The organism is Micromonospora sp. NPDC051543, from assembly GCF_044454415.1.
Lineage (GTDB): Bacteria > Actinomycetota > Actinomycetes > Mycobacteriales > Micromonosporaceae > Micromonospora.
In genome coordinates this window covers 68,560-87,246 of record NZ_JBITDT010000018.1, presented here as the reverse complement: position 1 = coordinate 87,246, position 18,687 = coordinate 68,560, and the positions used below count along the sequence as shown (strand labels likewise).

General features: G+C 69.2%; 13 protein-coding genes and 1 pseudogene. 5 read left to right on the top strand and 9 right to left on the bottom strand.

The window, feature by feature from the left end; genetic code table 11:
* Nucleotides 1-95: 95 nt before the first annotated feature.
* The 3 genes from ACIA3K_RS27105 to nhaA all read right to left on the bottom strand — a co-directional run bounded on the left by ACIA3K_RS27105 (nucleotide 96) and on the right by nhaA (nucleotide 4,977).
* A complete protein-coding gene (locus tag ACIA3K_RS27105; RefSeq protein WP_396804478.1) occupies nucleotides 96-1,880 on the bottom strand; it encodes an alpha/beta hydrolase in 1,785 nt (594 codons plus the stop codon).
* A 112-nt stretch (nucleotides 1,881-1,992) separates the two neighbouring features.
* On the bottom strand, nucleotides 1,993-2,979 hold the full coding sequence (locus tag ACIA3K_RS27100) for a LuxR C-terminal-related transcriptional regulator (protein WP_396804477.1): 987 nt from the start codon (nucleotides 2,977-2,979) through the stop codon (nucleotides 1,993-1,995).
* 63 nt (nucleotides 2,980-3,042) lie between these two features.
* Complete coding sequence (gene nhaA, locus ACIA3K_RS27095) at nucleotides 3,043-4,977, bottom strand: Na+/H+ antiporter NhaA (protein WP_396804476.1); 1,935 nt, start codon at nucleotides 4,975-4,977, stop codon at nucleotides 3,043-3,045.
* A 183-nt stretch (nucleotides 4,978-5,160) separates the two neighbouring features.
* Between nhaA and ACIA3K_RS27090 the strand changes: the two genes are divergently transcribed.
* On the top strand, nucleotides 5,161-5,418 hold the full coding sequence (locus ACIA3K_RS27090; protein ID WP_396804475.1) for a hypothetical protein: 258 nt from the start codon (nucleotides 5,161-5,163) through the stop codon (nucleotides 5,416-5,418).
* A gap of 45 nt (nucleotides 5,419-5,463) precedes the next feature.
* Here the strand turns inward: ACIA3K_RS27090 and ACIA3K_RS27085 are convergent, their stop codons facing one another.
* Nucleotides 5,464-5,715 (bottom strand): hypothetical protein, encoded by a 252-nt coding sequence (locus ACIA3K_RS27085; RefSeq protein WP_396804474.1) that lies wholly within the window; start codon nucleotides 5,713-5,715, stop codon nucleotides 5,464-5,466.
* Nucleotides 5,712-5,987, bottom strand: coding sequence for a DivIVA domain-containing protein (locus tag ACIA3K_RS27080; protein WP_396804473.1), 276 nt, complete (start codon nucleotides 5,985-5,987; stop codon nucleotides 5,712-5,714). The genes ACIA3K_RS27085 and ACIA3K_RS27080 overlap by 4 nt, the downstream gene beginning before the upstream one ends.
* A gap of 236 nt (nucleotides 5,988-6,223) precedes the next feature.
* Between ACIA3K_RS27080 and ACIA3K_RS27075 the strand changes: the two genes are divergently transcribed.
* The 4 genes and pseudogenes from ACIA3K_RS27075 to ACIA3K_RS27060 all read left to right on the top strand — a co-directional run bounded on the left by ACIA3K_RS27075 (nucleotide 6,224) and on the right by ACIA3K_RS27060 (nucleotide 8,206).
* A complete protein-coding gene (locus tag ACIA3K_RS27075; protein ID WP_396804472.1) occupies nucleotides 6,224-6,640 on the top strand; it encodes a GntR family transcriptional regulator in 417 nt (138 codons plus the stop codon).
* 37 nt (nucleotides 6,641-6,677) lie between these two features.
* Nucleotides 6,678-6,794: pseudogene (locus ACIA3K_RS27070) on the top strand (DUF397 domain-containing protein); the annotation flags it as partial.
* A gap of 107 nt (nucleotides 6,795-6,901) precedes the next feature.
* Nucleotides 6,902-7,333, top strand: a complete 432-nt coding sequence (locus ACIA3K_RS27065; protein WP_396804471.1) for a hypothetical protein — start codon at nucleotides 6,902-6,904, stop codon at nucleotides 7,331-7,333.
* A 369-nt stretch (nucleotides 7,334-7,702) separates the two neighbouring features.
* Entirely contained in the window at nucleotides 7,703-8,206 is a 504-nt protein-coding gene (locus ACIA3K_RS27060; protein ID WP_396804470.1) for a hypothetical protein, read from the top strand.
* A gap of 132 nt (nucleotides 8,207-8,338) precedes the next feature.
* Here ACIA3K_RS27060 and ACIA3K_RS27055 read toward each other — a convergent pair whose 3' ends face one another.
* From ACIA3K_RS27055 to ACIA3K_RS27040, 4 genes are all read right to left on the bottom strand, one after another.
* A complete protein-coding gene (locus ACIA3K_RS27055; RefSeq protein WP_396804469.1) occupies nucleotides 8,339-8,593 on the bottom strand; it encodes a hypothetical protein in 255 nt (84 codons plus the stop codon).
* 65 nt (nucleotides 8,594-8,658) lie between these two features.
* A complete protein-coding gene (locus ACIA3K_RS27050) occupies nucleotides 8,659-9,936 on the bottom strand; it encodes a serine/threonine-protein kinase (RefSeq protein ID WP_396804468.1) in 1,278 nt (425 codons plus the stop codon).
* A gap of 50 nt (nucleotides 9,937-9,986) precedes the next feature.
* Nucleotides 9,987-12,170 carry a UvrD-helicase domain-containing protein gene (locus ACIA3K_RS27045; protein ID WP_396804467.1) on the bottom strand — a complete coding sequence of 728 codons (2,184 nt, stop codon included), beginning with the start codon at nucleotides 12,168-12,170 and terminating at the stop codon, nucleotides 9,987-9,989.
* Nucleotides 12,167-18,595: a DEAD/DEAH box helicase gene (locus ACIA3K_RS27040; protein WP_396804466.1), complete on the bottom strand. Its 6,429-nt coding sequence runs from the start codon at nucleotides 18,593-18,595 to the stop codon at nucleotides 12,167-12,169. Before ACIA3K_RS27040 ends, ACIA3K_RS27045 begins: the two co-directional genes overlap by 4 nt.
* Between the last annotated feature and the right edge of the window lie 92 nt (nucleotides 18,596-18,687).

The following is an 18,687-nucleotide window of genomic DNA, read 5'->3' as shown; positions in this document are numbered from 1 at the left end:
GTCAGATGGTGGCCCGATGTTGCCCGGGAGTCAAGAGGCGGTGTCCTATGCACTGAGGAGCGGGCGGCAGCTCGCCGCCCGCTCCCCGATCGGCGTCACTCCGGGTACGACGGTCCCGGCTCGGTGCGCAGCATCCGCTTGAGCATGCGGTTCGCCGCCCGCATGTCGTCGGTGATCAGACGGGTCCGCACCGTCCCCTTGCCGGTCAGCTTGCCGCCCACCTCAAACACCGCGCTCTCGCCCGGCAGCGGCACCGCCTGGCAGCCCGCGTACGTCTCGGCGGGCAGACGACCGTCCAGCAGGTAGGCGTAGACCGGGTCGTCCACGCACGGGGTGTAGTACGGGAAGACACCGTGGCTGCCCTCGTTGTCGACGCTGATCATCGACGCGCCGGGCAGCCTCTTCGACGCCGCCAGCGCGCCCTCGTACGCGGTCGCCACGTCGAGTTCGTCCTGGAGCATCAGGACCTTCGGGAAGGTCTTACGGTCGAACTTCGGCATCCGGTTGCTGGTCGGCCAGTACGCGCACGCCGGCGGGTTCTGCAGGTACGGGGCGACCAGCGGCGCGTCCCGGGTGAGGCGTCGACTGAACGCGTTCCAGTGCGCGATGCTGTCGTTCCACTGCCCGTCCTGACAGCGGATCACCTCGAAGACGTAGTCGATGTCGTACGTGTACTCGTCCGTGCCCTGGGCCAGCAGGGACCGGTCACGCTGGGTCTTCAGCGTCGCCTGGGCGGCGACGCGGGACTGCTCGATGTACCCCCGGTCGTCGGCCGTGATGCCCGGCGCGGCGAGCAGCTTCGCGGTCGCGGCGCTGAGGATCTGCTCAGGCGTCCAGCCGTTCCACTCCTCGTAGTACTGGATGACGGTGTTCACCGCCGCCGCGGCCGTCGGATAGTTCTGGGTGTCGTAGAGCGCGCCGAGGATGAACCAGCCGAACATGAACGGTCCCATGCCGACGCGGGTGCCGCCGGCCCGCTCGAACATCTCCCGGATCTTCATCGGGTCGCTGCCCCGGCCGTACAGGTCGTCGTGGCGGGCCATGTACGGCAGCAACTGCTCCTGGAACGCCCGGTCCCGGGTGAACGGTTGCAGGTCCCAGGTCTCCTGGAGCGTCGGCGAGCCGACCGCCGCCACCGAGTCGAGCACCATCCGGCCCGTCCGGCTGCCGAACGTCGCCGCGTACCAGGTGCCCAGCCACGTGCCGTACGAGTAGCCGAGGTAGTTGAGCTTGCGCTCGCCCAGCAGCACCCGGATGAAGTCCATGTCGTACGTGGTCTGCTCGGTGGTGATGTACTTCGTCAGCTCGGTGCTGCGGCACCCGCGCACGTTGGCCTGGGTGATCAGGTCGTTGGTGTTGTCGGTGTCGCGGTAGGTAACCGTGCAGAGCAGCGGGGTGCTCTGCCCCACCCCGCGCGGGTCGAAGCCGATCACGTCGTACCGCTCGGCGAGGGCGGGCGCGGACCGCGCCACGTACGGCGCCAGCGACAGGCCGCTGCCGCCCGGGCCACCCGGGTTGACCAGCAGGATGCCCGCACGGTCGCTACCGGACGCGGCGGTGCGACTGATCCGGACCTGGATCGTCCTGCCGTCGCGGGGGTTGTGCCAGTCGCGCGGCACGGTGACCGTCGCGCAGGACAGGCGCAGCTGCGCCTCGTCCTCGGGGCTGACCTCGGCCAGCCCGCACGGCTCCCAGGTGAGCCGCTGGCTGGCCAGCGACGCGGCCAGGGCGGCGGTGTCCGGCTCGGTGGCCGTGGCCGCGCTGGCTGGGGTGCCGGTCGCGCCGCTGGTCAGGGCCGCCGCGACCAGGGTCACGGCGAGCAGGGCGGCCGGCCGGCGCACGCGGCGTGGGTGGCGCGACCCGGTCGTGGGATGGGGCATCGTCCCGTCCTCTCAGACAGCGATTGATCGAACGGCCTTCACCCTGGCCCAGGAGTGTTTCGCCGCCGCCGTCCCGCCGTGACGAAGACCGGTCATGGCAGGATCCGGCCAGTTACAACCAGCCGCGGCGGGTGGCCTGCACGCCGAGTTGGAACCGGCTGCGCGCGCCCAGCAACTCCTGGAGGCGGCTGACCCGACGGTGCACCGTGCGGTTGCTGACGCCCAGGTCACGGGCGATCGCCTCGTCGGTCAGGCCGGCGGTGAGCAGCGCGAGCAGCCGCTGGGTGGCCACCGTCGGCTCGGCGTCCGGTTCGGCGGTGTCGGCGGTGGCGTGGATCGGCGCTCCGAGTCGCCAGAACACCTCGAACAGCTCGGACAGCCCCTCCAACAACCGGGAGCGGTGCACGAGCACCGCGTCGGCCTCGTCACCGCTGGCCCGGGGCAGGACGACCAGAGCGCGGTCGGCGTCGACGAGCATCATCTTCAGGGGCAGCTCGGGAAAGACGCGCGCCTGCTCACCGGCGGCGACCGTGGCGCGCACAGCCGCCAGCATCGCCTCGTCGTGCAGCAGCTCGCCCTCGTACACGCAGCGGTACCGCCGCCCGCGGCGCAGCGCGTCGTACTGCACCTCCTCCGGCACGCGGGTGGTGTCGCGCAGGTACGGCCCGCGCTCCAGACCGCGTACCTCGGCGCGAGCGCCGGCCTGCAACTGGCGGAACAGCTCGCGGACGGCGTCCTTGCCCTCGATCACCTCGACGAACGCGGCGCCCGCGCCGTGCACGGCGGTGTAGAGCCCGGACAGCGTCTCGGCGGCGGCGCGCGCCCGGACGGCCTCCATCTCCCGCAGCGCGGCCCAGTTCTCCAGAGCGGTACGCGGTGGCCGGACGTGCAGCACGCCGGCGTCGTCGCGGTGCACGGCGCCGCTGCTCAGCAGGCCGGCGAGTGCGCGCGTGGCCCGTGGTGACGCGGTGGACAGAAACTCCCGCTGCGCCACCGGCGCCACCCGCAGGAGAGTTTGATAGACGTCCACGGCGTCCGCCGTGAGCGGGAGCGATTCCACGTCCAGGGCGGGCGTCACGGCGGGGGGACCGATCCGCATGCCGGCGATCGTAGAGCGCGTCGATATCGGCGGTTCACCCAGGTCGGAGCGCATTTATTGCGATCATTCCGGGGCCGCGTCCCCACCCTGGCCGGGCTCGCGACGGTGGTACTCGGGTTGCAGCCGCGCGCTCGTGAACGCCGACTTCACCGCCGCCTTGAGCGCGGCGATGTCGTACGCCCCGTGGTGGCGCTGGCCGTTGACGAAGAAGGTCGGCGTGCCGGTGACGCCGCTGAGGTCGGCCGACTCGACGTCCTCGGCGATCCGGTCGACGCCCATCCGCTTGACCATGTGCTCCCGAAACTCATCGAGCTCCAGGCCGAGCTGCTCGGCGTAGCGCATCACGTCGGCGGGGTCGAGCGCGTCCTGGTGGGCGAGCAGCAGGTCGTGCATCTCCCAGAACGCGCCCTGTTCGCCCGCCGCCTCGGCGGCCTCGGCGGCGAGCTGCGCGTGCGGGTGGACGTCGGTGAGCGGCAGGTGCCGCCAGACGTACCGGACGTTGGCGAAGTCGGCCAGCAGCTCCCGGACCGCCGGTTCGGCCTGACCGCAGTAGGGGCACTCGAAGTCGCCGTACTCCACCACGGTCACCGGCGCGTCGAGCGACCCGCGCAGGTGGTCGCGCTCCGGATCCACCGGAAGTTTCAGGTCGACGATGCCCATGACCATGCCGAGCAGCGCACGCGCGCGGCGGGTCGGCGAGAGCCGGGCGACGATGCGGAACAGCAGCCAGGTGAGGACGGACGCGCCCACCGTCGCGACGAGGATGCCGAGCTTCGCCTCGTCCAGTGCCGGGCCGTGCAGGGCGTGGTTGGCGATCAGCAGCGCCACGGTGAACCCGATACCGGAGACCGTGCCGACCCCCACGACGGCGACCCAGCCGACCGGCGGCCGGAACCGCTCGCCGCTGAGCCGGGTCACCAACCACGAGGTGATCAGGATGCCGACCGGCTTGCCGACGACGTACGCCGCCACCACGCCGAGCGCGACCGGAGACGTCACGGCCCGGCCCAGCAGCTCGCCGTCGATGACGATCCCGGCGTTCGCCAGCGCGAACAGCGGCACGATCACGTAGCTCGCCCACGGGTGGTAGAGGCTCTGTAGTCGTTCGTTCGGTGACAGCGCGGCGGTCAGCCCGGCCTGGGCCATCCGGGCGAGCTTGGGGGTGGGTTGCTCCCGGAAGAGGCGGAACTGGTCGCTCGCCCACTGCAGGTCCTTGCGACCCGGGTCGTACGCGTAGGTCAGCAGCCCCATCAGCAGGCCCACCACGACCGGGTCGACGCCGGACTCCGACACCGCGAGCCAGGCCGCCACCCCGAGCAGCGTGTAGAACCAGCCGTGCCGAACCTTCCAGACCCGCAGGAGGAGTACGACGGCGAAGATCAGTGCCGCGACGAGCAGGGCCCTCGGCGAGGAGTGCGACGGGTAGGCGACCGCCAGCACCGCGATCGCCACCAGGTCGTCGACGACCGCGACCGTCAGCAGGAAGGCCCGCAGCCGGTCCGAGAAGCGCGGCCCGAAGACGGCCAGCGCACCGAGCGCGAGGGCCGTGTCCGTGGCCATCACCGCACCCCAGCCCACGGCGGTGGACCGCCCGGCGTTGATCGCCAGGTAGATCCCGACCGGCAGCAGCATGCCGCCGAACCCGGCCAGCATCGGCAACCACAGCCGACGCCGCTCGCGCAGCTCGCCGATGTCGAACTCGCGGCGCAACTCCAACCCGGCGACCAGGAAGAAGAACGTCATGAGGCCGCTGTTGACCCAGGTACGCAGGTCGTGCGATACGGGCCAGTCGCCGAGCCGGACCGACAGCGTGGTGCGCCACACCGACTCGTACGACGACGGGTGCAGGTTGGCCCAGAGCAGGGCCACCACGGCGGCGACCAGCACCACCCGCGCGCCGCCGGTCTCGGTGCGCAGGAACGCGCGCAGCGGAGCGTTGATCCGCCCCTGCCAGGCTGTCCGGGCGGACCACCCCCGGTGCGCGTCGTTGCTCGTCACGGAGGCAATCTTCCTCGGCCTGATCGCCGGCCGGCCCGGATTCGGCCACACTCCTGCGCCACCCGTTCGGCCCGTTCTATACCGGCCGCGCCAGCGGATAGCCTAACTTTCACCAACTTCGATGTCCCGGTCTCGACTCGGCGCGGAGCACGTGCACTGTGGACGGTGACGGAAGGAGACTCCATGCGCGGACGCAGATGGGCGACGCTGGCGGTGGCGGCGACGCTCGCAATCGGCGGGCTGGTCGGGACCGGCGCCGCCCCGGCGGCAGCCGACCCGCAGGGCGGCACGCTCCGCGGCGTCTACTACGACGGCCAGTTCTGCAACAGCTACGGCAGCGAGGGTGTCCAGACCGGCCAGTGGAGCTGGTACTACTGCGAGTACCGCCAGTACGGTCCCAACGCACCCGGGTTCTACTTCCTCTGGAGCTTCACGTACTGAAGCGTCGGTTCGGCCGCCGGCCCCGCTCGGCCGGCGGCGGTTCCCTCATCGGCGCAAGCGGCGGGAGCATTCGCCGTCGTGGCCGTCGCGCAGCAGGCAGCGCCGGCCGCCGGGCAGCCGCAGGTCGCAGAAGACCCGGTGGCGCAGGTACTGCTGGTCCTCCTCCGAGACGGTGGTCTCCCCCGGGTCCACCATTGGCAGCACCAGCATCCAGCGGCCGATGACCCGGGCCAAGCGTTGTGCGGCGGGCAGGTCGGTGGCGACGACGGGCAGGTGGATGACGTACCGCTGGCTCATCGGGGCTGCTCCTGCGCCGCGTTGCGGCGGTTCAGCTCACCCTTGATCCGGGTGACCTCGCGGCGGCTCTGGGCGAGGGCCGCGTAGACGGTGGCCATGTCCACGGCGACCCGGTCGAGGAAGGCGTACACGTCGTCGGGGTTGAGACCGCGACGTCCGAGCCCGGCCGCCGCGAAGCGCCGCTCACGCACCTGCCACGGCAACAAACTGGTGTACGCGCCGGAGCGGCTCACTCCGACATCCCGCGCCGGTCGTTGGTTGCGGACGCTCATCTCGCCAACCTGCTTTCCGATGATTGAGGGGCGGGACGGCGTGCATGTCGCTTACGCGAACACACGCGGCCTGCCGCCGCATTGGACAGCCCACGGCAGCAGGCTGCGGCAAGGTCTCACTCGACCGAGCTACAGATCCGCATCCCGGCTACAACTGCCGCCGCCTTGATGAATATACGGAGAGGGGCACAGGGGCACAACCAGTGCGGCACACGGGGGGACAAGGCTCAGCAGGCATGACCATCGATCCGCGCTCCCACACGCCCGTCTACGTGCAGGTCGCCGACCTGCTGCGGAGGCAGATTGAGTCCGGTGAACTGGCACCCGGGGTGTCGCTGCCGAGCGAAGCCCGGCTGACACAGGAGTACGGCATTGGCCGCGAGGCGGTCCGGATGGCGATTTCGATCCTGCGGTCCGAAGGGTTGGTCAGCACCGTCCGCGGGCACGGGACGCGGGTGCGACGCGCGCCCGATCGCCAGCGGGTCGAGTTGCCTGCCGGCGCGTCGGTCATCGCCCGGATGCCGACCGGCCAGGAACGGAACGAGCTGCAACTGGACGAAGGCGTTCCAGTGCTGGAGATCCGCCACGGCAAGGGCAGGGTTGAAGTCGAGCCCGGCGACCAGGTCGAGCTGATCCGCCCGACCGAGCGTTAGCCGCAGCAGCCGGGACGAGACGGCGGCCAGCAACGTCCCCGGCATCGTCGCCGTCCGGGATTCCAAGGATCAGGCCGCACCGACACTCACCTTCCGCCCAACCATGTGGTCCGCCTTGGTCAGCAGCGTCCGCGACAACGCGCTGATCCGCTGAAGTCGCACACCCGGTGGCCACACGGACGCGGGAACGGCCCTTGCAGTCCGATGCACGGGACCAAACGGCGGGTGACTCACAGACTATCCGAACGCGAGACTCGTGCAGTGACTCATCCCGATCCCTATCAGCAGTGGCAGCCCGCACCGACCGAGCAGCTACCGGTACCTGTTACTCAGCAATATCACGTTCCGGTCCCCACACAGTCGGTCTACGTCGGACCCCAAGCGGTGCTCATTCCACAGAAATCTGCCGGTGCTGCCGTCGCCCTCGAGCTGATCCTGGGCCTCTTCGGCATCTTCGGCGTGGGCAACCTGTATGCCGGTCGCACGTCAACCGGAGTGCTCCTGATGCTGTCCTTCTGGGGGCTCTTCTGGATCAACTTCCTCCTCATATTCGCTGTCGTCGGTCTCGTGACGATGCCCCTGACGTGGATCGCATACCTGGTCTTCGGCCCTCTACTCGCATCCCGTGGCGTCGAGCGACACAACGCGGGTGTTGTCGCTGCTACCCACACCGCGATCACCCGCTCGTACTGAGCCCGCGCCGAACCAGTCTGTGCGTCCACTGACCGACAGTCCGTCGCCGTCCCGCCGCCGATGCGCGGCCCCACGCGGAGGCAGCAGCGGTATGCCGCCGCTTCGCCATGCTCGCGGAAGCGCGGGTCGCGGCCGAGGAGGGCGGAACCCCATACCATCTTCGAGCTCGGCCGCGCGCAAATTGTTTGTCCAGAAATTGCGAGTCGAGCGACTGGGATTGGTCAACCCCGTCCACAGATATCCGGCGGACAGTTGTCCGACATGCGACCACGGTAATTCGGGCCGGATAGCCGACAGCGTGGTTCTTCGCCCATCGGGCTAACGTCCTCTCGTCCGCCCAATAAGGCAGCGAGCCCGGAGGTGCATGTCATGTTCATCGTGGCGACCCAGGATCCGAATACCCGCCGTCAATCTGAGGGAGCCGAATCGGGCGCGGCGGCGTGGGGCTCCCTCCTGCCCATCGACGCCGGGCTCACGCAGGCGGAGGCGGATCGGCAGTTGGCGACCTACCTGGCCGGGGTGCAGGCAGGCGAGCCACTGTGCATCCGCGCACACGGCAACGACGAGGAGATCGGCGACGCCGAGGCCGGCGCCAAGGACTGGGGTTGGACCTACAAGAAGCTGGCCCGGATGCTGGCCACCCACCTGACCGCCACACCGAGCATGGTCCTGATCCGGTCGTGCGCCGAGAAGGTGACCAACTTTCCTACTCGGATGGCGGTCCGCCTGGAGTCGGACTGGCCGGGCGCGAACCACCTCGACGGAGTGGCAATCTACGGCTACAACCTGTCCGTCAACATCAGCACGCCCGTTCCCTCACCGGAGCAACTGACCAAGAACGTCCAGATCCAACCGGTCGTCGTCTCGTTGTAACCGGCAATCACACCGCGAAATTCATCTCGAAGGTCGCTAGGGGGACGACGGCAACCTGCCATGACGCCGGTTCATCTGGCTGCCGCGCTGACGGCTTGGTCCGCCTTCGTCGGCAGCCCCGAGACCACACGCTCACCCGCTGAAATCGACCAGGCGGTAGCGTCCACCGTCGCGAGTGAGGTCCGGATAGCGGACGGCATGGTGAGCTGGAGCATCCACGCACATACGCGAGACGACGTGAGTGCGAATCGTGCTCGCTGCGAAGACGCTTCCCCTGCTGATCAGCAGGCGTACGACGTCCTCGGCGGTGAAGCTGCCATCGACGCTTTGAGCAGCCAATTCATGAGCTGCTTCAAGCACCTCATCACGACAGGTCCGTGCGAGCATGGCGTCGACCGTATCTTCCGGTGCGCCAACCGTCCACATGCCAGCTACAGGAACTTGGATGAGGGCTACAGACGAAGCTTGGGCGGGACGAGACTGTTGCTGGTGACTTGGCCCATCTCGGTCTCGCAAACCAACACCTGATGCCAGCACTCCTCGGCAAGATCCTGCTGGCCGCCTGACTGGTCTAGATCATGGGCCAACGCCGCGAAGGCGCCTCGGGCCCGTTGGAAATCACCTGCCAACATTAGGAGATTCGCGATGTCCGCGCGGACCGATATTGCCTCAACAGCTAGCAACTCACCCTCGTCTTCCGGCAGCGAGTGAAGGGCTCGCTCCAACACTTCGGCAGCCTGCACGAAGAGCTCATCCTCGGCGAGTTCCCGTGCCCGCGCCCGTGATTCCGTAAGCCCTTCCTGAAAGCTCATCGGGGGTGCCGAGGCTGTGCGCGCTGTGGCATTGAAGTTCCTCTTGCCGACCCGCTCGGCCACAGAGCCTGGCTTGTCGTCGCCATGAGCGAACGGAGTGAGGAGCCGGTGAACCTCGCCCGACGACGCCGGCCTCTCCGCCGGATCCTTGGCCAGCAGGCAGTATAAGAGATGCGCCAGGTCGTCGGGCACATCCGAGCGATATTCGCCGATGATGGGAATCGGCGAATACAGGTGACGACGCATCATGTCTGGCGCGTTCGTCGCCTCGTACGGAGGGTGCCCACCGAGCATCTCGAACAGGATGCAGCCCAAGGCGTACAGATCGGCGGCGGGCCCAACCGGTCCGGCCTGCGCTTGCTCGGGTGCGATGTAGGCAGGGGTTCCGAGCGTACGGCCAGTCGCGGTGAGGCGGGATGCCTCGGTCGGGCTCAGCAACGCGGCCACACCGAAATCGAGCACCTTGACCACTCCCGCCGGTGTGATCATGAGGTTTTGCGGCTTCAGGTCACGGTGTACGAGAGAAGCGGCGTGTGCGGCCTCGAGCACCGAACAGACCTGCGCCGCAATGACAACCGCCTCACCAACAGACAGACGCTCCTGCTCGGCGATGTGGTCGGCGAGGACGATCCCCGGCACGAGCTGCATGACGAGGAAGAGGTCTTCACCGTGCACACCCAGGTCGTGCACCGCCGGAACGCCGGGGTGGTCGAGCCTCGCGGTCGCTCTGGCCTCCCGCCGGAAGCGCTTGCCTGCCGTCTCGCGCTCGTCCTCCGGCACCTCGGTCTGCCGAAGAAACTTGATCGCCACCGGCCGGTCGAGTCGCTGATCAAAGCCGGCCCAGACCTGACCCATTCCCCCGCGACCGACGGGATACGTCAACTCGTACCGGTCACCAATGCGATCCCCCGCCTGCACCTACGGCCTCCCCTGCATCGCATACCGACCCGCCTGAGCAGGACCGGCGTTCAGGCTAGCTGCCGCTGCACGAGCCGCGCGGTCAAGAACGGGCTGGGCGTGCCGTGCCAGAACACCGCGAGCTCGTCCCGCGCACGGGTGGCGGCGACGAAGAGCAGCGACCGGTCGCGTTGGCGCTCGCGCTGGTAGCGCTTCGCGTCAGTGTCCCGGTACCTGCTGATCATCTGCCGAGGCACCAGGCCGTCACTGACCCCGGCGATGATCATGCGTTGGTACTCGAGGCCTTTGAACCGGTGCATCGTGCCGATGTGCACGCCGTCGGGGCGCTTCGGGCCGTCCGGGCCGATCTCCACCACCGCCAAGCCGTCCGCCTCCAGCCGACTGATGACGTCCGCCGCGAGGTCCTTGGTCGGTACGCAGATGGCGATCGAGCCATTCGTCGCGTTGCCCCAGTCGCGCAGCTGCTCGACGATCAGGTCCCGCTCCTGCGCCCATGTCGCTGCCCCTCGGAAAACCGGTCGGCCGCCGCGCAGCAACGACCGGTAGCCGGCCAGGTTCTCCTCACCGCCGTCGAGGTCGTCGTAGACCTCCCCCGTCATGATCTGCAGGGCGTCGGCGAGGATCTGCCGGGTGGTGCGGTAGCTCAGCGTGAGGCGGGACGACCGCCCGCGGATGTTGACGCCGAGGCTGCCCAACGTGACGTGGTTGTCGTAGATGCGCTGGTGGGTGTCGCCGGTGAGGAACATGTCGTCCGGCCCGGGCGCGACCATGGCGCGCAACATCTTCCAGTGCGCGGCGCTGAGGTCCTGCGCCTCGTCGACCACCACGTGGCGGTAGCGCGGCCGGTAGAACCCACCGGACGATTCACCGGCCACGCCACCGGTGTGGGCTGTGCGGTCCATCTCGAGGCGGGCGGCCCGTTGCGCCACCTGTCGCCAGGTCCAGACGCCGCGGTTCTCCAGCCAGGTGGCGAAGCGCTCGGTCAGCTGCCAGATCTGGTCCCGCTCGGCCCGACTGAGACTACGACCCCGGTTGGGACGGCGGGCCTTGAAGTAGTCGGTCCGCGAGTTGAGCACCTGGCCGAGGATCACCTGATTCCACTCGGCGGCGAGGAACTCCGCCTCCCAGCCGGTCTCTCCGGTTTCCAGGAGAAACTCGTCCCACAGTTCGAGGACGCGATTGTCGTCCACCACGCGGCGGCTGCCACCCGCCTTGGCTTCGGCCACGACCCGGCTGGCCAACCGGTCGATGTTGACGATGTCGACGCGCGACACCAACTCCTGCCCGCCGAGAGCCATCAGGCGGGTGCGGAGGTCGGCGGCCAGGTTCCGATTGAAGGTCGTCAGCAGGATCGGCTTGTCCATGCCGGGCGGCAGCTGCCGTGCGAGGTGAGCTACCCGGTGCAGAGCGACGATGGTCTTGCCAGTGCCTGGACCGCCACCAACTCGGGCCGGGCCGCTGTAGGGGCGCTCGACCAGCTTCCGCTGGGTGGGGTGCAGGAAGATCTGCCACCGCTCGAAGGCCTCGCCCAGCATCGCCTGCAACGCCTCGTCGTCGGAGGTCACCTGGGTAGCGGGACGTTCGACGGCGGCTTCGAAATCCTCGGGGTCGACCGGTTCGTCGGCCCGGACCGGGTCGGTGACCTGCTGAAGCACCTCGTCGTAGGGGGTGCCGTCGAAGAGCGCGAACAGCACGTCGGTGGTGAGCTGCGGCGCCCGATCGAGCAGTTCCAGAAGTTGCGCCTCGGTGGTCAGCTCGCGGATCTGCGGCAGCAACGGCTCGGAGACGCCGAGATTCAGCAGTTGTGCGTCGCTGTAGGTGTCGAAGAGCGGCTTCTGCGCGGGCTCGGGCTCAATCTCGGGCGGCACGACCCGGCCGATGATGCTGTCACCGACGGGCGCCAGGTCGACGACCTCGATGCCGCCGGTGATCCGGTTGATGCGGTACGCGTAGCGGCTGAGGTCGTCGTACACCTCACCGCGGTGCTTGACCGCGACGAGCAGGTAGTCGCGCGCGGCGATGTGCAGCAGCAGCGCCCGGTAGTCCTTGTTGACGCGGGCGGACATCAGCCGGGATTCGCTGTTGAGCGCCTTGAGGTTGAGGCCGGGGTTTTCCGGGTTGTGCCGGAACTTGTGCATGAACTCGTAGACCGCTCCGATGTCGGCGCGGGTGAGCTTCATGACCTCCTTGTCGGCGCGGTCCAGCATCCGCAGAGTCGTTGCTCCGGTGCTCATCGGCGTTCTCCCCCGCTCGTCGCCTTGATCTCTGCCGCCAACTCGTCAACCGACCATTCCCGCGCGGTACGGGCGTGCCAGCCCGCGTTTGCGTACGCCCGATCGCGGTCTCCCGTCTCCGGGTCGTCGGACGGGCCGGTCAGCACGATGGCGATCCGCCGGTCGGGCCAGGCCAGCTCCGCCTGCCAGCCCTGGTCACCCAGCTCGTAGCCCACGACCGGGGCCGGCAAGTCCTGTCTGGCGAGCTGCTGGACGAGCTGGTCGAGAGTCTTCTCGTCTGGGTCGAGGTAGCGTAGGACGTCCCGCCACGGCGACCTCGTGTCCAGGGTCTCGGGCTCGGTGATCGCCGGCTGCGTTACGACGCCCAGCCACGTCGCCGTCTCCTCGTCGAGCGGCAGCGCGCGTTGAGCCAGCACCAGCCCGGTGCCCTCGGTGACGGCCAGCGAGGCCGGCTCGAAGGTGTCAAGCGTCGATACGGCGAGCTGACCCGCGTCGCCGCCACCGTTACCGAGGAACTGGATGACGTTGCCCCAGGCGAGCCACGCAGCCCACCTGTCCTTATGGCCCGCACTCGCGACGGCGGCCGGTAGGTCGTCGAGGACGGTCAACGCCGACCACGTCGGCAACGGTTTGCTGCGCCCGTCTACCACGAGGGTCACCGGGCAGTCGGCGCTGTCGCGGCCGCGCGCGATCATGATGTGGCGGGCATTCGGCCCGGGCAGCGGTTCGCCGCGCAACGCGGCCAACAGGCGCTCCGCCACACCGCTGGAGTCAGTGGCGGTGTTGTCCCGGGCCTGCTTCAGAAGGCCGGCGAGGGTGGCTTCCGCCCGACGCTGCCACCGGGTGAGATCGGGGTCGGCGAGGAAGCGCATCAGTTGCTCGATCGGGTTGACCCAGATGGTTTCCTCAAGCTCATCGGGGTCGGCGCCGGGGAGGAACTGTCGGTATCGCTCCCGGGCCGTCTGCTTGCTGACCCCGCCGTACGGGGCCCACCGCCCCTGCCCGTCGGTGCTGCCCCAGGTCTTGACGTCGTCCCAGGTGGCGGCGAAGACCAGGTAGCCGTGCGCGCGCAGCCGGGCACGTTTCTCCGCGTCGTCCGCGAGCCGGTTGTACTGGGATGAAGCGTGGTATTTGAAACCGTCCAGGTAAACGGCCACCTCGGGCGACGGCGCGTCGAGGCGTTTGAAGTGGACGTCGGGGCGGGTGCCGCGAACGGTGTTCTGCAGCTTCATCTGCCAGTGGGTGACGCTCTGACCGTTGTCGCGGACGAACCGCAGGTCGGCGATGCGGGCACCATCGTGGTCGGTCCGTCGATCGATCCGCAGGCCCGAGTTGGGCGTCTCGCCAAGCGCCAGCAGCTTGGTGAGGAACCGCATCTCCAACTCGCTCTCCACCTGGTGGATCAGCGAGATCTCGTCCGTCCGGGTGCCCTCCTCGACGTCCCAGTTGTCGAGGAGCTTGTCCAGCATCCCCAACGCCTCGTCGCGGCTCATCAGGGCGAAGTGCTCGTTGCGCGCGTGGCGCAGGAGGCAGCGATGACAGACCGGCCTGCCTTCGTGTCGACAGGCGCAGTCGGCGATCCGCTGCCGCGCGAGTTCCAGGACCGCGCGAAACTCCTCAGGTTTGGCAAGGCGGTGCAGGTAGCCGGTGCCTTGTGGCTGAGTGTCGTAGACGACCACGAAGTTGCGCGTTCCGTCGCTCTGCCCGTCCGGCATGGTGGCCGACACCGCCTGAAGGTGCGCCGGGTCCCCGCCGTACTGCGCGGCGATGCCGAGGCGGATCGCGGCAGCGAACGACGCGATGCGTTCCTGGACCACGGCGGTGGCGGCCGGGATCAGGATGCGCAGCGCCTCGGTCTCCAACTCGTGGGCGAGGATCAGGTCGACGTGGGCGTCCGGGGCGGCGGGCGAGCGCCGGTAGGGGCACCAGGGCCGGTGATGCTCAGCGCCCTTCACAACGGTCGCCCCGGACGCCTCCGCGGCGAGTTGTTGGCTCACCGCGGGGGCACCATCAACCGTGGTTCCGCCGCAGGAGGTGCAGGTGTGGAAGCGGTTGATCCGCACCTCCTCGCCCGCGAACAGTTCGGCCGCCCGGTCGTAGCGCTGCGCGCCCAGGTTGAAGTGCCGGATCATCGCGTGCCGGCTGTAGTCGACGCCGAACGTGTCACGGGCGTGCCGCCAGGACGAATCGACCTTGGCCGGGTCCACGTCGACGGCGACGGTGGTGGCGTAGAAACGCCGGTCCCGGTCGTCGCTGTCGTCGCGGATGCGGGCGTCGTCGCGCTTGTCGCGGCTGAGCACCCGGGTCGGTTGGAGGACCTGGAACAGTCGCCCGTGGTCGGCGATGCCCGGGTCCGCGCAGCGCGGGCAGGCGCTGGTGTCCTCCTTGGCAAGGTGGGTGCGGACGTAGCCGCACTGGGCGCAGATCCGCCACTGCTCGTACGCCGGACGGTCCGCCGGACCGACGTCGAGCCCCGAGATCTCGTGCTTGTAGCCCCGCACGTAGTAACTGTTGCCGGGAGCGATCTCGACCAGTGCCTGCCGGGCGGGGCGGGCGTACTCACGCAGTTCGCTGTGGAACCGGCGGTCGCCGTCGGCCTTGTCTTCCCAGGTCAGGGTGGCTTCGAGGTCAGTTCGACTGTCGATGAGCGCGTAGTTCGGCAGCAGCCCGAACTCGACCATCGTGCCGTGGGCGGCAGCCGAGCTGACCTCGCGCAACCGGCGACGGACCGCCCCCTCCTCCGCCTTCAACATTTTGATTTCGCGCGCGTGGTCCGGGTCGCTGGGCACGAGCGCGCCTCGGGCGGTGGCGAGTTCCTGCATCCGGCGACGCAGGTCGGCCAATCGGGAATCCCAGATCTCGTCGGCTTCCTTGACCCGGTGGACGATGCCATCGGCGGCGAACTCACGCAGTTGGTCGGCGGCAATTCGCAGAACCGTGTCGCCGAAGAGGGTGAGGAACTCCTCCACCAGCCGACCGCCGTCGCGACGTGCGGCCTCGGCGAGGCCGGTCAGCCAGCCGGTCGGGCCGAACAGCACGTGCGCCCGCCGTGGCATCGGCAGTACCCCGGCGAGACGGCCACGGGCGGCCAGGTCGATCAGGTGGGCGAGGTACTGGCGGCGCAGGATCTCCACGGCGGAGAGGAAACAGCCGGGTGGCACGATCTGGCCGGCGATCATGTCGCGCGGATCAGCCAGGTAGTAACGGTCCCGTTCGGTCCTCCCGACCAGGGTCAGCACCAGGGCGTTACCGCTCTTGCGGCCGGCGCGGCCCGCCCGCTGGACGTAGTTGGCCGGGCCGTGCGGGAGTGACGCGAGCACCACCGCCGAGAGAGCGCCGATGTCGATACCCATCTCCAGGGTGGGCGTGCAGGAGAGCACGTTCGGGTCGGTGTAGCGCTCGCCGTCGCGGAACTCCTTCTCCACCGTCTCCCGCTGGGCGCGGGTCAGCATGCCGGTGTGTTCGCCGGTGACGACCCGGAATACCTGGCTGTCCAGGTAGAGCCGGCGGTAGTAGTCGTCGGCGGCGGTGTCGTCGCGGGCGGCCTGGAGTTGACCCCGGCAGCGGTACTGCCGGCACGGCTGACCGATCCAGTCGGCCACCCGATCAGGGTGCTCGGTCTGCTGCCAGTGGCAGGTGTCGCAGCCGACCCCGGCCATCGCGGCGGACGCGTCGTCGAGTCGGGTCACCCGCAGATGGCCGGGCATCAGCCCGTACACCGTGTTGCCGTCCTCGGTGTCGCCGGCGGCGACCACGTCGGCGGCGGCGAGGGCCGGCAACAGCCGGCTGAGGAAGCCGGCGCCGTCACCGGAATCGAGACCGAGGCAGCGCGAGGTCCAGTCCTGGTACCAGTTGCCCCGTGCGGTGATCACGTCGAACTCCGAGCGGGACTTCGGCGTCGCGAGCAGGAACGCGGGCGCGGACAGCCCCCTCGGGAACGCGGGCATCCCGGCCGGCCGGCCACCCCAGATCTGCCACCGGGTGCCACCACGCTTCAGGTACGGCACCAGCCACTCGTGGAACACCGCGCCGCGGACACGCAGCCGCTCCAACAGGCCGCGGACGAAGGCGAGGTAGCGGGCGTCGTCCGGCGGCGCCACGGCGAGGTGGCCGGGACCGGTGAGGTGGATGTCCCGGCAGATCGCAGCGGCTCGCGTCGGATCGTCGAGGGCCACCTCGACGGCGACGCTGCGGGTCAACTCCAGGGTGCGGCCCTGACGGGAACGCAGGCCGGTCTCCATCACGGTGGCGAAGACGAGTCGCTCGCTGATCAGCTCCCAGGTCTCCCGGCTGCCGCTGTGCTCGCCGGCGACCAGGCTGTCGACACCGGGCTGGTCGTACAGGTCGGGCGGCACGACGGTGGAGAGGATCTCCGGCTTGGCCGCCTCTTCGATCATCCTGACGAAGAGGTCGTCGAGCCCGATCGACTCCCCAGCCTTCAACCGACCGGCGAGCAGGGAGCGCAGGGAGAACGAGTAGGACCTGTTGGCGACGAAACCGGCGCGGTGCGCGGCGTCCTGGACCGAGTCGTTGAAGAGCAGCGTCTTCTTCTCGGCCTCGTCGAGCTCCCCACCGGTGAAGAGCTGCGTGATCGCCACCGAGGCGAGGGTGGCAAGGCCGGCGCCGAGGAAGCGGATGCCATGGTCCAATTCACAGGACGGGCAGCGGTCCTTCTCCGCACCGTCGATGTCGAGGACGTCACCGAGCACGACGATCGCGTCGTCGGTGGGCTCGCGGTCGCGGTGCTCGTCGAAGGGGCGCACCCGACGGCCGTACTCCAGGACCAGCAGACCGCGGGAGCGCTGGCGTACCTCGTCGTCGGTCGCGGCGATCAGCGCGCGGACCCGGCGCTTGTCCCGGCCGACGCTGGCCCGGTAGATCTTGTCCGGGTCGGTCTCCAGCTCCTGCGGATCCTTCTCCGGCGACAACGCCATCCAGCCCGAACGACCGCAGTGCCGGCAGTAGATGGCCGGTAACCGTGGGTAGCGGTTGTCGGCCACGACCACGTCGGCGTCGGTGGCGTACGGGTCCAGCTCGCGCGGCGCTTCGCCGTACCAGCCGAAGGCGGCCTGGTGGGAGGTGCCGCGCAGCAGGCGGGAGACGGCGCGTACCCACAGGTGGGTTTCGATGTTCAGTAGCGGACGGCCTGGAACGTCCGGGTTCTGCGCGACGGAGAGCAGCCCGACGAACCGGGCAAGTGCCTTCGCCGTGATCTCAGCCGGAGTCTTCATCACGCTGCCCCAGCCGGTCGCGTTCTTGCGAGGCAACACGTCGATGATCTCGTCAAGGGTGCACGGCCGCGTCTGGAGCGAGTCGAGCACCGCCTTCGTCAACGGATGCTGGCGCAGCAGCTCACCGAGGCGCGTCGGGGCGTCGAGACAGCGCTCGCCGACCACCAGTTCGGCGACCTCGGCCATCATCGCCTCGGGGTCGCGGTCGTCGACGGCCGCGAGCTGCTCCGGGCTGGGTAGCGGCAGGCTGAAGTCCTGGCGGGCGACGAACTCGCCGGCCTCGTACCGGTCCTCCCCCACCAGCGAGCCGGCATCGAAGGCGACGCCGAAGACCTGCTCGGCGACCTCACGGATCGCGGTACGACCGTCCCGGCCGCCGCCCTCGCCGAGCGTCGCGGAGGTCGCCACCGGGCAGATCGGCCCCAACGGCCGCTCCGGCTCGTCGAGATTGAGCGCCGCGGCGAGCCGGCGCAGCAGCATCGCCACGTCGGTGCCCTGCGCGCCGTCGTAGGTGTGGAATTCGTCCAGCACCACGTACGCCGGTTCGGCGCCCTCCCACAGCGGCAGGTCGTCGGCCCGCTGGAGCAGCAGGTCCAGCATCTTGTAGTTGGTGATCAGGATGTCCGGCGGCGTGCGCCGCATCTCCGACCGCTTGGTGAAGACGTGCGCGTACTCGATGGCCGCCACGTCGCCGATGTAGAGACCGGCGGTGACCTGGCTGAGCGCCGGGTCGGAGAGCAACTCGTTGATGCGAGACGTCTGGTCCGTCGCGAGGGCGTTCATCGGGTAGAGCAGGATCGCCTTGACGCCTGCCCGGCCCTGCTGCTTCTGCCGACGGCAGTGGTCGAGCACCGGGATCAGGAACGACTCCGTCTTACCCGAGCCGGTGCCGGTGGTGATCAGCGTCGGCTCGGCCGGCCTGCCCTTCGTCGACAACCGGGCGAACGCGTTCGCCTGATGCAGGTAAGGGGTGAAATCGGCCGGCGCCCAGTCGAGGTGCGCCCGCCAGTCACCCTCCGCCGGGCGGAAGGGGGTGCGGATCCGCAGGTACGGGCCGCGGAAGATGCCCTGCTCCTGGTGAGAGAGAAAACCTTCCAGACCCTGGCGTACGCCGTCCTCGGTCAGGCCGAAGGTGGTGGTCAGGTACTGGGTGAGGGTCCGACGCAGGGTGTCGGCGGCGATCGTCGGTCTCATGAGCGGATCACCGCCGCATGCTACTTCACCCCTTACCGGGGATGACCTGCGCGACAACCCGCAAGCGGGGTGAGTCGGATTCGCGACAAATA

What these genes read in the sequence shown, in the direction of transcription:
- ACIA3K_RS27105 (WP_396804478.1), bottom strand. Translation starts at nt 1,880, where the DNA reads ATGCCCCATCCCACGACCGGGTCGCGCCACCCACGCCGCGTGCGCCGG.
- ACIA3K_RS27100 (WP_396804477.1), bottom strand. Translation starts at nt 2,979, where the DNA reads ATGCGGATCGGTCCCCCCGCCGTGACGCCCGCCCTGGACGTGGAATCG.
- ACIA3K_RS27090 (WP_396804475.1), top strand. Translation starts at nt 5,161, where the DNA reads ATGCGCGGACGCAGATGGGCGACGCTGGCGGTGGCGGCGACGCTCGCA.
- ACIA3K_RS27085 (WP_396804474.1), bottom strand. Translation starts at nt 5,715, where the DNA reads ATGAGCCAGCGGTACGTCATCCACCTGCCCGTCGTCGCCACCGACCTG.
- ACIA3K_RS27080 (WP_396804473.1), bottom strand. Translation starts at nt 5,987, where the DNA reads ATGAGCGTCCGCAACCAACGACCGGCGCGGGATGTCGGAGTGAGCCGC.
- ACIA3K_RS27075 (WP_396804472.1), top strand. Translation starts at nt 6,224, where the DNA reads ATGACCATCGATCCGCGCTCCCACACGCCCGTCTACGTGCAGGTCGCC.
- ACIA3K_RS27060 (WP_396804470.1), top strand. Translation starts at nt 7,703, where the DNA reads ATGTTCATCGTGGCGACCCAGGATCCGAATACCCGCCGTCAATCTGAG.
- ACIA3K_RS27055 (WP_396804469.1), bottom strand. Translation starts at nt 8,593, where the DNA reads ATGCTCGCACGGACCTGTCGTGATGAGGTGCTTGAAGCAGCTCATGAA.
- ACIA3K_RS27045 (WP_396804467.1), bottom strand. Translation starts at nt 12,170, where the DNA reads ATGAGCACCGGAGCAACGACTCTGCGGATGCTGGACCGCGCCGACAAG.
- ACIA3K_RS27040 (WP_396804466.1), bottom strand. Translation starts at nt 18,595, where the DNA reads ATGAGACCGACGATCGCCGCCGACACCCTGCGTCGGACCCTCACCCAG.